General features: G+C 25.4%; 9 protein-coding genes. All 9 read right to left on the bottom strand.

Going from position 1 to position 13,543, the window contains the following annotated elements:
* Positions 1 to 30: 30 nt before the first annotated feature.
* Positions 31 to 2,145, bottom strand: a complete 2,115-nt coding sequence (gene feoB, locus RDY08_RS04835) for a ferrous iron transport protein B (RefSeq protein WP_307905304.1) — start codon at positions 2,143 to 2,145, stop codon at positions 31 to 33.
* Positions 2,142 to 2,438, bottom strand: a complete 297-nt coding sequence (locus RDY08_RS04830; protein ID WP_307905303.1) for a FeoA family protein — start codon at positions 2,436 to 2,438, stop codon at positions 2,142 to 2,144. The genes feoB and RDY08_RS04830 overlap by 4 nt, the downstream gene beginning before the upstream one ends.
* Before the next feature lie 364 nt (positions 2,439 to 2,802).
* Positions 2,803 to 7,725 carry a DNA repair ATPase gene (locus tag RDY08_RS04825; RefSeq protein WP_307905302.1) on the bottom strand — a complete coding sequence of 1,641 codons (4,923 nt, stop codon included), beginning with the start codon at positions 7,723 to 7,725 and terminating at the stop codon, positions 2,803 to 2,805.
* Positions 7,726 to 7,735: 10 nt separating this feature from the next.
* Entirely contained in the window at positions 7,736 to 9,772 is a 2,037-nt protein-coding gene (locus tag RDY08_RS04820; protein WP_307905301.1) for a flotillin family protein, read from the bottom strand.
* Between the two features lie 18 nt (positions 9,773 to 9,790).
* Entirely contained in the window at positions 9,791 to 10,435 is a 645-nt protein-coding gene (locus RDY08_RS04815) for a hypothetical protein (RefSeq protein ID WP_307905300.1), read from the bottom strand.
* Between the two features lie 286 nt (positions 10,436 to 10,721).
* Complete coding sequence (locus tag RDY08_RS04810; RefSeq protein WP_307905299.1) at positions 10,722 to 11,126, bottom strand: NifB/NifX family molybdenum-iron cluster-binding protein; 405 nt, start codon at positions 11,124 to 11,126, stop codon at positions 10,722 to 10,724.
* A 1-nt stretch (position 11,127) separates the two neighbouring features.
* Positions 11,128 to 12,351, bottom strand: a complete 1,224-nt coding sequence (locus tag RDY08_RS04805; RefSeq protein WP_307905298.1) for an MFS transporter — start codon at positions 12,349 to 12,351, stop codon at positions 11,128 to 11,130.
* Positions 12,341 to 12,640 (bottom strand): DUF362 domain-containing protein, encoded by a 300-nt coding sequence (locus RDY08_RS04800; protein WP_307905297.1) that lies wholly within the window; start codon positions 12,638 to 12,640, stop codon positions 12,341 to 12,343. The genes RDY08_RS04805 and RDY08_RS04800 overlap by 11 nt, the downstream gene beginning before the upstream one ends.
* A gap of 17 nt (positions 12,641 to 12,657) precedes the next feature.
* Positions 12,658 to 13,518, bottom strand: a complete 861-nt coding sequence (locus RDY08_RS04795) for an ATP-binding protein (RefSeq protein WP_307905296.1) — start codon at positions 13,516 to 13,518, stop codon at positions 12,658 to 12,660.
* Between the last annotated feature and the right edge of the window lie 25 nt (positions 13,519 to 13,543).

The raw sequence follows: 13,543 nt of genomic DNA, 5'->3' as shown, positions 1-13,543 counted from the left end.
CTCCATTAATAAACGTTCAAAAATCATCTTTTAATAAAATATAGATTTTCCAATTGTATTTATTAAAAAACTAAGTGCATATGCAATTGAAATACCATATATAACAGAGAATATAGTCCATTTTAATGAATTAGTTTCTCTTCTTATTGCTGCAATTGTTGCAACACAAGGTATATACAGCAGCACAAACACCATTAAACCATAAGCCGCTATTGGAGTTATTCCATCTTTCAACATTTTTCTCTTTAATCCAGTGGCATTTTCATCTCCTACTCCATATAATACAGAAATTGTACTAACAAAAATTTCCTTTGCAGTTATTCCTGCAATTAATGCAACTCCTTCTCTCCACGTTATTCCTAATGGTTTAAATACTGGTTCTATTGTTTTTCCAATTTTCCCCATATAACTATTTTCCATATCTTCAACTTTTTTCATATCCTCTATTTTCATTGATAAATCATTCTTTTTTTGAATATCTGTAATTTTGCTAGCTTGAGTCTCTAATTTAACAATATTATTTGAATAATTTTTATTAATAGGAAAATACCCTAATGCCCAAACTATTAATGCCCCTATTAAAATTACTCCACCCATTTTTTTCAAAAACATTGAAGCTCTATCCCACATATGTATCATTAAAGATTTCAAAGTTGGAGCTCTATATGGCGGCAATTCCATTACAAAAGGAACTGATAACCCTTTAAAAAAGAATTTTTTCAACATCTTTGCAGTAAAAATAGCTACTATAATCCCAATAAGATATATAGAAAAAATAACATTTCCTGCATTTTTTTTGAAAAACATTCCTGTTACTAATATATAAATTGGCAGTCTTGCAGAACAACTCATAAATGGATTTACTAAAGCAGTTACAATTCTATCATCTTCATTTTCTAGTATTCTTGCAGCCATTATTCCTGGTACATTACATCCAAATCCCATGAATAGCGAAATAAAGGATTTTCCATGCAAACCTAAATAATGCATAAGTTTATCCATTATAAATGCAACTCTTGCCATATATCCTGAATCTTCTAATAAAGCTATAACTAAAAATAAAATTAAAATTTGAGGTAAAAATACTAAAATTCCTCCCATTCCTCCAATTGCACCATCTATTAGCATATCTTTTAATATTCCATTTGGCAATACATTTGATACAAAATTTCCAAGTAACACTATTCCATCATTAATATAAGAACTAAAAAAATTTCCAAAAACAAATGTTAGATTAAATGTCCCCCAAAGTATAAATAAAAACAGAGGCAATCCTACCCATTTATTCAGTATAATATTATCAATTTTTTCAGTTATATCTAATTTTGAAAAATCCATTTTTCTAATAATTACACACTCTTTTATCAATCCTAATATAAATCCAAATCTTTTTTCCATTATAACAATTTTTATTTCTTCATTATATATTTTTTTTACATACTCAATCTTATCATCTAATGTATTTTTTACTTCATCATATACTATACTATTTTTTAGCATTTCAAATGCTTTAGGATCTCCTTCTAACAGTTCTATAATTAGCCATCTTATATTAATTTTTTCTTCTATTTTTTTATCTTTTTTTATTATTTTTAACAGGCTTTCTATTGCATTTTCTATATCTTCATCATAACCTACTTTGGCTTTACTTAGGGTTGATTCAGAAGTTATATTGCTTTTTAATAAATCTATTCCAGTTTCATTCCTAGCAATTATTGGAATAACAGGAACATTTAAAAATTTTGACAATTTTTTTATATCTATTTTTATTCCTTTGCTTTTTACTTCATCATACATATTTATAGCTAATATAAATTTTATACCTAATTCCATTAATTGCGTCGTTAAATAAAGACTTTTTTCAAGATTAGTCCCATCAATTATATTTATTACTAAATCTGGTTTTTCTTCTATTAGATAATTTCTTGATACTTTCTCTTCAATAGTCTTTGTTGATAAACTATAAATTCCAGGTAAATCTATTATATTAATTTGTTGCCCATTATATTCAAATTCTCCTTCTTTTTTTTCTACTGTAACTCCTGCCCAATTCCCTACATGCTGTTTCCCACCTGTTAGAGCATTAAATAAAGTTGTTTTCCCACAATTAGGATTTCCTAATAAAGCTACATTTAATTTTTTCATTTATTATGTCTCCTTCCTAATCCTTTGCCTAACCCTCTCATTTTTCCATTTCCAGGGCAAGTTACCACTTTATCTATCATTACATATCTAGCTTCTGATTTTCTAATAGATAGATTTGTTCCCATAACATTAACTTCCATAGGATCTCCTAACGGAGCTCTTCTTCTCATAAAAACTTGCTTTCCTTCTCTAACTCCAAGTTCCATTAATCTTTGTCTTAAAGTTGAATTTTCTTCAATTCCAACTATGAAAGCAGACTGACCCGGTAACAGCTCGTTTAGATATATTGTCATTTTATATTCCTCCATTCTGATATCTTTTACTTTGATAATCAAAGTATATCATAATTGAAGTAATATGTCAATAGATTTTAAAATGTCAATTGTTAAAACTAATATATAGTTTTCAATTAATTAAGTATATAAAATTTTCTATTGAGATACTAAAAAATTTATCCATATATTTAGAAAAAGTTACCAATCCTGAATATTCGAAAGATATGTTTCTCATATTTTCTTATAAAAAAACTTAAACTATTACGTATTTAAAAATAAAATTGAAAACCCGTCTTTTAGCAATTTTTACCTCATAAAATAGCAAGAAATTTATTACTATTTTATGAGATAGGTATTTTTGAAATTTGATAATTAAAGATATTTATCTTATATTTTTGCTGTCATCTTTTTTCTTGTTATAATCATTAGAATATTTTTTATTTTTTTTTAACCTGTCAATACTTCTACCTATTGAACGAATAGCTTTAGTTAAAGATATAATTTTATCGCTGCCATCATTAGTTTTATTTTTAATATACATATTCTTTATTTCTGTCCAACGTCTACTTGAATCTTCATTCAGTCTTTCTGTAATTTCTTTAAATTTTAAAATACTCGCTTCAGAATCAGTTGCTAATGTTTGAGAATCATTTTCATAGCTTATTTCAATTAGTTTTCTTAATTCATCATTATTCATTATTGGAATAATTTTCTCAGAAATTTTATTCATATTTCTATAAGAACCTTGTAATTTAAAAGATGGCTCTACTCTATATTCTTCACTTTGTGAAGCAGAATATATATATTCCATATTTACATTTAAAACTTCATCTCTTACTTTTAACATTTTTTTCATAACTTCTAAAGCTTCTGATATATCTTGTTCTGTATAATTTCCATTAAATTCTATATTATCTCTGTTGCCTGTTTCGATTACTTTTATTAATTTATAAATATTTGAAGAATCTTTCATATAAATTTTATTTAAATATACATTAGAAGTCACTGCATTTTCTACATAACTTAATTTAAACGCTTCTTCATTTTCTTTCAACATATCTCCAAGATTATAAACATCAGCTCTATTAGAAAGCATATCTGGTATTTGAAATTTTGCTCCACTTTCTGTATATGGATTTCCTGCCATAACTACAGCAACTTTTTTACCTCTAAAATCATAAGTTTTACTTCTTCCTTTATAAACTCCATCAATTTTCCTTTGTCCATCGCAAAGAGATATAAATTTTTGCAAAAATTCAGGATTAGAATGTTGTATGTCATCTAAATATATCATAATATTATTCCCTATTTCGAACGCCATATTTAGTTTTAGTAACTCTTCTTTTGCATTTATATTATCTGCCTGTTCTGGATCAAGTGAAGTTACACTATTTCCAATAGTTGGACAATTAACCTTAACCATTAACATATTTAATCTATTTGATATATATTCTACTAATGTAGTTTTTCCATATCCAGGAGGAGATATTAATAATAAAACTCCCATGTTATCTGTTCTTTTATTTGCTCCTGCCGCTCCTATTTGTTTCGCTAAATTATTTCCTATTAATGGCAAATAAACATTATCGATCAGTTTATTTCTAACAAAAGAAAGTAAAACCTTCGGCATAAATTCTTCAAATTTTAACTTTTCTTTCATTTGGGATATTTCTTCTTGTTTTAATTTTTGAAATTCTATAAATTTAGGTACATTTATAGAATTAAATTTTTCTAATTTTAACATAAAATCATTATAATTAATCTCATATTTAGTTTGATTTATAAATTTATGTTGTCCAACTAACCCTTTTATTTTTATTGCTGTATCTAATTTTAAAACTCTTCTTTTTGAAAAATTATCCAATATAATTATCGATATTAACTCATAAATAAAACTATCAAAACTTTTTTCTGTGTTTAAAATAAAAGAATTTATCCATTCTTTTATTACAATATATTTACCTTCGATATCCTCTTTTAAATCCTCTAAAGATTTATCAAAAATATTTTTTGCACCTATAGTTTTCAAATGATTTATAAACTCTTCATATAAATCTTTCGCTTCTAAACTCATTACAAAATATTTATTTGCGCCTATCTCTTTAGCAATATAATTAGCAATATCTTTTATATTATTATATTTTATCCATTTTTTATCTTCAACAAATTTTCCGATTCTTTCTTCTAATTCAGGTAAAAATCCATTTTCAATATTCTTATTTGAAAATTTATTAATTAGATTTATAGATTTTAATCTTTTTAAAAGTTTTTCTTTATTCTTATTATCTAATCCATATTCCCAAAATAAATTTCCAGCGCCTCTAGTAATTGGATCAAATGCTCCTAGTTCAAGCTCCTTCTCTTTAATTAAGAGTTCTTTCAAAATTAAAAATCCATCAACATCATGAACTCCTTTAACATAATATTCTTTAAAGTTATCTAAAATATAATTTTTAATTATATCTTTCAAATCTTCTTCTGGAATAGCATATAATTTTTCTAATTCACCATTAATTTTATATTTTTTTAATATTTTATACGCTAAAAATTCTGCTCTATAAACTTCTTTGTTTTCTGATATTACCTCTTGTTCCCAAACATCTCTATATTTTTCAATTTTTGAACTATCTATTTTTTCATAAAAATCTGTTCCTGAAATATTAAAATAGAAGCCATCATCTTTTTTTAATAAAGCTAATTCTATTTTTTGATCATTAATCAAGAAATTATTATTACCTAATTTAATAGTATTTTTATCTAAAAACAGTTCTTTTTTGTCTTTTAATTGTTTTATACTATTTTCTTTTAAAACCTTAATTTTATTTTCTAAACCGTCAGCTTTATTTCCTTCTCCTAAATCTGTTAATTTATCAATTATATCTCTTAATTTTTCTATCATTAAATCAGCTGAGAAAATTTCATTAATATCTTCTATCTTATCTAAAGCATTTACTCTATTTTCTATACCCTTCAAAACTCTCTCTGATGCCTTAAAAAGAGAATCAATCTTTCTATTTTTTTTATCTACTATTTGTTGTTTCTTAGTTTCAAAACTTGATATTATCTCTTCTCTTTTTTCTGTAATTTGAGGAATAAACTCTTCAAATTCAGAAAAGTTACTCTCTAGTTCATCTAGCTGAACAATTAATTTAGTAAGATAATTATTTAATTTTTCAGAAGTATCTGCTATCTCTAAAAAATTAGAAACTGATTGACTTAATAAATTAAGTTTAGAAAAAAATTCTCCTTTTTTTTCTTTACTCCCAAGATTTTTTACTATTCCATTCAGTTTTGATTTACTTTGATTTAATCTTGAAAATAAAAGAGAAATTTTATCCAAAATTTCAGAGCTCTTTGTAGTATCTTCTATTTTTAAGTTATTTACTACATTAATTAAAATCTCTAATTCTTCTGAAACTTCATTTATTTTTTCACTTAATTCTTTTCCTGTAATTGCTTTTTTTACATCATCTAATTTTTCTTCTATCTCTTTTACACTATCTACATAAGGATTTAAACTATCTTTTCCCATAAGGAAATCAACACATTTTTCTGCTATTTTCAAATTATTTTCTTTTACTTCATTCTCTAAATTATTTATTGAGCTTATCTCTATAAATTTTAATTCTTTTAAACTAGAAATTTCTCCTCTTGATTTTCTTAAGTCATTTAAAATATTTACAAAATCATAAATAGTTTCAAAAGATGAATATTTTATGTTTTTTATTATATTTTCAACATTACTTTTTACCAAATTAAATCTGTTTTTATTATTTTCTTTCTCTTTATCTACTTTATCAAATTCATTTATTGCTACTGCTGCAGCTTTTTTTATATCTTCTAATACAGAATTTATACCATAAGCTTCTTTTTTATTAATCCAAAAATAATTGTTTTTAATCTTTTCAGATTCTTTATTTATATCTATATATAAGCCATAATAACTATCATCTTTTTTTATCAATTTATATAAAGAGTGACAATCTGCCATTAATTTTACAATCTCTTTATTTCCAAGATTATATAAAAAATTATTTTTATTTTCTTCATCAACTATGTTATTATCATCACTAAAAGATGTTTTCCATATTTGTATTGTGTGACTCCTTTTAGGTTCACTATCCTCTTTAAAAACTATCATATCACCATTTTTAAAATGAGAATATCCATTACAAATTACAGGCTTTATAATTTCTTGATTTATTATATTATAATTATAAATATAATATTCCCCGTTTGATTTATTATAAAAAATATATTGATAATCTTCTCCATTATTTGAAGATTTTTTAATTTCAAACACCATATTTTTATGATTAATATCAAATATTTTCCCACCACCAGATTGCAATACACTTCCATTTGGAAAAATTATTCCTTGATTTTCTGGTAATAAAACACAAGCTTCTTCTATTCCATCAACTTTAATGACTTCTTTTGTCTTTTCATTAAAGACAAGATTTCTAAATGTTTTCTCTTGATAAGGTTTTATTTTTAATAATATTAAATTTCCTACCTCAGCATAATATATTTCTGAATCATCTAAATTTTGATCTAAATTTTCAACTTCTTCAGAGTATATCCCTTTACCTGTTTCAGTATTATTTTCTATTTTTAAAGTTAAATCTCCTTCAATGGTCTCTACAAAAATTTTATCGTTTATCGAAATATGAGGGTGAAGACCAGATATCTGGTCTTCTCTTTTAGTTTTTATCCAATTTAATTCTTGCTGTTTAGGAAATTCTACTTCGTGACTAAATCTATTTCCAAGATACACAAATTTATTCTCAGAAGTTAAAATCCATTTAAAACTTTTTATATCCTCTTCATTTTTCCCATTTTGAAAAACCATATGTAAAATATTTTCTTTTTCAAAAAATTTTGCAAAGAAACTCTCTTTATAATACTTATATAAATCTTTTAAATCTTTTTTAAATTTATCGTCATCTATTAATTCATATCCTACTTTTTTTAAACTGTCTTCATTATACTCATATATAGAAAAAATATCAGAAATATCTGTTGTTGTTTTTAATCCCATTTGAACATTGTATCCTAAAATTAATTTGTTTTGTATAGGAACAATGTCACGTGGAATACAACTATTTTCAGTTACAATCATCTCTGTTTTTTTTATCCCATTTTCTATTTTTCCAAATATTTTAATTCTATCTACATTCAATTTGTCAATTTTATCTTTTAAAACATTAGATTGTTCTACTAATCTTTTTCTAATTACATTATATGCTTCAAATTTAGAACCTTTTTTTTCTTCTGTTTTTTCTATAGTTTCCACATTTCCCATTTTAATCACCCTAATCCATTATTGTTGAGACAAGTTTATCTCCAATTCCTATTTTATTAACTTTATCTAAAATACCATTAAAAAAATCATTTTTATTTGGAGAATTTTTCATCATTTTAGATATAGCGCTTGATATAGTAAGATTCTTAACATCTTCTGTATTTAAATTAAAATTAGAAACAAATGATTTTAATTGTTTTTTAAAATTTTCAGCATCTCCATCAAAAAAAGTATCGTTTATATTTTTTAAAACATCCGAATTATCTATCACTCTATCAACTTGTTTTCCTAAAGTAATTGATTTTACTAATTTATCAAAGAATATAGTATCTCCTCCAACTATATCAATATTAGAATTTTTAAGTCCTTCTTTTACAACTTCCGCTTGTGATACAGCAACATCTTTTTGAATATTTATTTCAGCAAGTTCTACCTCTTTTTCCTTATTAAGTTTTAATTTAAATTCTTCATGTTCTTTTCCAACAGAATCAAGTTTTTTCATTGCTTCAGCTTTTTTAGTTATCCCTTCTGCTTCAGCTAATGCTTTTTCTTTTGTAGTTTTAGCTTCAGCTAATCCTTTTAATTCTATCGATTTTGCTGTAGCTTCAGCTTCTAATTTTATAACTGTAGCTTTTGATTGCCCTTCAGCTGTATATGCTTCCGCTTTTGCTTTTAATACTCTTGCTTCTGATATTCCTACTATTGCTGCTTCTTCTGATTTAGCATCTGCTAATATTTTAGTAGCTTCAGCTTTTTTATGTGACGTTTTTAGTTCTGTATCTGCAACTATAATTTCTTTTTCTGCTAAAATTGTAGCACTTTCTTTTTCTGCTTCTGCTGATTTTACTTTTTCTATGCCTTGAACCTCTGCATCAGCTTCTGCTGCAGTAATGCTAACACCTTTTTTTCTTTTAGCTTCAGCTAGTTCTTTAGTATCCTTTATTTTTTCTTCTTCTTCTACTACACTTTTTTCAACTATAACTCTATCTTTTATTATCTCTTTAATATTTTTATTTTCAGTCTCTATCTTTTTATCTTTTTCAATTTGAGCTAAAGAAACTAATTTTTCTTTTTCTGTAGCTTCTAATAATCTTTGTTTCTCAACTCTTTCTGTTTCTACAGCTTCTGTAGCTTCTTTTGATTTTTGTGCTATTATAATTTGTCTATTTTTATTTTCTTCTGCAATCATTAATTCTTCCTCTACTTTAATTCTTGCATTTTCTGATTTTAATTTTTCCTCTTCTTGAATTATTTTTATTTGAGCATTTTCTCTTGATTTAATATTTTCTATTTCTCTATTTTGTTTTTCTTCTGCTTCAGATTTTTGTTTTTCTAATTCTAATATAGCCTCTCTTGCAGTTACATCTTGTTCTACAATAGTTTTTTCTTTGTCTCTTTTTATTTGATTTGCCATTACAAGTTGTTTCGCTGTTAAATCTGTTATTTTTTTAATCCCTTCTGCATCTAACACATTATCAGGATTTAATAAATTAATATCTGTTTGTTCCAAATAATCAATTGCAGCATCTTCCAAAATATATCCATTTAAGTCAGTACCTATAACTTGTAAAATTTCATCTTTAAATTTATCTCTTTCAGTATATAATTGCACAAAATCAAATTTTTTACCCACTGTTTTTAATGCTTCTGAAAATTTAGCATCAAAAAACTCCATTAAAGTTACAGTATCAGACGCTTTTTCTGTTCCTAAAGATTTAGCAACCCTCAAAACATCCTCTTCAGTATGATTTACTTTTACAAAAAAAGCTACTCTTATGTCTGCCCTTAAATTATCCTTGCAAATCAAACCCTCTTTACCTTCTCTAGCAATTTCTACTCTTTTAACACAAATGTCCATTTTTTCAAATTTATGCAATATAGGAATTACCCATATTCCAGAAAAAGAAACTTTTGAACCTCCTATTCCATTTCTAACTATGGTTTTCCCTTGAACTACCTTCTTATAAAACATACTTAAAATCATTGGTATTCCAATGAATAACAAAAAAACTACAATACCTACCACATACAAAATAAACTCAATCATTTCTAACCATTCTCCTTTCTAAAAAAAATTATTTTTTTCTACTATATATAAATTATTGTTATTTTCTTCTGATATTACAATAGCCTGTTCTCCTTTTTCTATTTTCTTATTTGGGCTTTTTACATTTATTACTATTGGATATTTATCATTTTCTACTTCAGCTAATCCTATATGTTCTCCTTCAATAGTTGATTTTAATGTACATATAGAGCCAATTATCTTATTTTTTTCATCAATATTAAAAGATTTAAAAAATTTAACTAAGGGAAGAGTTATTATTTTAGTTAAGAAAAAAGTTAAGATGAAATTGATAATAAAAATTATTAAAGATATAAATATATTTTGCGATATTTTTATGTAATAAGTCAACATTGATAATGTCCACAAGACAATAACATAGAAAGTTGAATAGACCATAAATGGCATTGCTCCCATATTTGAAAATTCAAAAATTTTACTAGCTATTGAAAGATTTCCTAAATTAATATCACCTTCTAATTCAGAATTAAGCTCTAAATCAGAATTTGCATCTGTATTAATATCCAGTCCCGAATCAATTGAAAAAAATCCTAGTATAGTCATTAACCAATAAAAAATTATAATAAGTAAAAATATTGATGGCAATATATTAATACCAGTAAAAGCGTATTTTATATAGTTCATTTATTTACCTCCTTTCTAAAAATTAATATTTTATTTCACCTAATTTTTTTAATCAATAGAATTTTATATTAAATTAAGATTATAAAAAAATTAGAATGTTTGGATATTTGTTACTAAATAATGTTAAAAAAATAGCATTACTTACTTCCTGAATAAATTTATAATTTATTCTTAAGTAGATATTCTTTCAACCATTTCATACCAATGTTAATATGCATTGCATTATATCACACCATGGATAAAAAATCAATTTTTTTATCCTAAAAAAATAGGACCCCTAAAGGTCCTATTCTAATACTATATGTTTTCTATTTTCACCATTATTTAATTCTTCAACTATTTTATCAAAATTATTTTTTACAATTTCTAAACTATTTTTTATATTTATATTTCTAACGATCACAGGCACAAATTTTTTCTTCATTCTAATGATATTTGGTCCCATTTTATAACCAACTACAACTTGAACATCTTTCTTTTTTAATATTCCAGATATTCCTTTGGCTTTATTTGGATCTCCATGTATTCCATCATCCTCTTTTTCCTCTTCACTTGTATTATCTACTCTATCTATTTTTTCAATGCTCTCTTTTGACATTTTATAAATATCAAAATAATTTGCACTACCAAAATGATCATTTACAAATTCTTCTCCATTATTTGTAGCACACGCTATTATTAATTCATTCATATTAATTCTCCTTTCTCAATAAATAATATGCAAAAAACATAACTCCAGATACTATTAAAAATGCTGTATAATATCCAAAGAATTTTATTACAGTTGCTCCAATTAAAGGTAATATTATCATTAAAATATTTAATGTTCCTCTAATTCCTAAAAATGTAACTCTTCTATTTGAAGGAATTATATCTAATAAATATGGCTCAAAAGTTATTCTTCTTCCACTCATTACGAAACCTATTATGAAAAATAAAAATGAATAAATATTTGCTCCAAAATTTGATAATATAATTGCTAAAATTGGTAATATTGCTCCTATAATAATACAATCTCCAGTCATCTTTTTTGTACCTTTTCTTTTAATGAAATATCCCCAAATCAAATTTGAAATTACCATTCCTGAAATTTGAAACATTAAATATTTTCCTATATAATTTTTTCCAACTCCTAATTTATCTTTAGCAAATACCATATAAAATGGTAATATCATCAAAGAGAAACTACTTATATTTTCTACTATAATAAAATTTAAAAATTTTCTATTATTTCTTAAAATCTCTGGTACTTGCTTTAAAAATTCTAAAAAATTATAATCATCTGTTTCAATTTCTGAAGACGGTTCTTTTATAGCATAAAACCCCAAAGAAGCAATTACTAATCCCGCAAATCCTATGAATAAAGCTATCCCATAATTATAAGGATACGCAAAACCACTATTTTTAAATATTTTTCCTATAACTATTCCACCAATAATACTTGCTGTACTTCCTACAAATTGTTTTGTTGCATAAAATTGACCTCTTTCATGCGTAGATAATAGTTTTGCTATTAAATTAGAATAAGCTATTCCTGCAAATCCTGCACTTGCTGAAAATATAAATATCCACAAGAAAAAAAGAGTAATAGCTAACATTGGATTACTTTTCGCAAAAAATATTACTGATAAAGACATCCCTAAAAAGGAAAATCCTCTCATATAAATTCCTAAAAGCAAATATTTCTTTTTATAATGATGTTTTCTCATATGATGACTAAAAATCATATTGAAAATATTTGGAGCACCTAGCAAAATTGCATATAATGCTCCAAATATAAGTTTTGATTTAGATAATTCTGAAATCAATGATGGAAAAACAGTATTAAAATCTATCATTGACATAGTAAGCGCAAGAAAAAAACTATGCCATCCAAAGCTAATATAAGTTAATCTAATTGATTTTTTATCTGCCACGTCCCATACCTCTTCCGCCGCCGTTTCCAAGTCCAGAACCCTGTCCGCCTAATCCGCCACCAGTTCTTCCACGACCGCCTCCTCTTCCATTTCCTAAACCTTTCAATTCAGGATTTTCAGAATTTGGTCTAATAATATCAAATGGGCACACAGTTAAACAAGCACCACAATTAATACATTTTTTTTGATCTATTACAGCTTTTGAATCTATCATTGAAATTGCATTAACTGGACATACTGATATGCATTTAGCACATCCTTTACATTCATTTGTTTTTATCCAAGGCATTTTTTTCACTCCTTTTTCTATTTTTTCAACTTCTCAATAAACTCTCCAAATCCGAAACTGTCAAAAAATTCTTTTTCAGCTAATGAAGGAATTTTTTTATCTACAATCGCTTTTACCATTTTTTTATTAAAAGGTATTTTTAATCCTAACTCTATATTCTTTTCTTTACAAAATTCTTCTATTTTATTACTCATTTCTATAGACAGATCATACTTATTAATAACAACTAAAACTGGCAATCTAAATTTTTGAGTCACTTCATATACTCTTTCTAAATCATGCAATCCTGAAAAAGTTGGTTCAGTTACAATTACTACTTTTTTTGCTCCTGTTATTGATGAAATTACGTTACAAGCCACACCAGGAGCTCCATCTATTATAATATTTTTTTTATTTTCTTCTAAAGCTATTTTTTTAGCTCTTTTTCTAACTGCAGAAACTAATTTTCCCGATGTTTCCTCTCCAGGTATTAATCTCGCATGAACCATTTTTCCATAATTGGTATTCGAAACAAACAAATTCCCTACTACAGCATCTTTTAATTCTATTGCTCCAACTGGGCAAACATATTCACAAACTCCACAACCTTCACATTTAGGAGTGTTCATTTTTATCTCTTTTGTTATTGCTCCAAAAGTACAAGCTCTATAACATTTTCCACATTTTATACATTTTTCTTCATTAATAATAGCTTTTTTAGTACCTACAAATCCTTCTTTAGTAATATTATCACCTTCAAAAAGAATTTTTAAATCAGGAGCGTCAACATCACAATCTCCAACAACTAACTCTTCAAAATAAGGTATTAACGATGCTGTTAATGTTGTCTTTCCTGTCCCACCTTTTCCTGAAATTATAACTATTTCATTAATATCCATTTTAAAAACCTTCCTTTATATTTTC

The sequence above is a fragment of the Haliovirga abyssi genome (assembly GCF_030295325.1).
In the GTDB taxonomy this organism is placed as follows: domain Bacteria; phylum Fusobacteriota; class Fusobacteriia; order Fusobacteriales; family Haliovirgaceae; genus Haliovirga; species Haliovirga abyssi.
The sequence above is the reverse complement of the archived record's forward strand: the minus strand, read 5'-3'. Positions and strand labels throughout refer to the sequence as shown.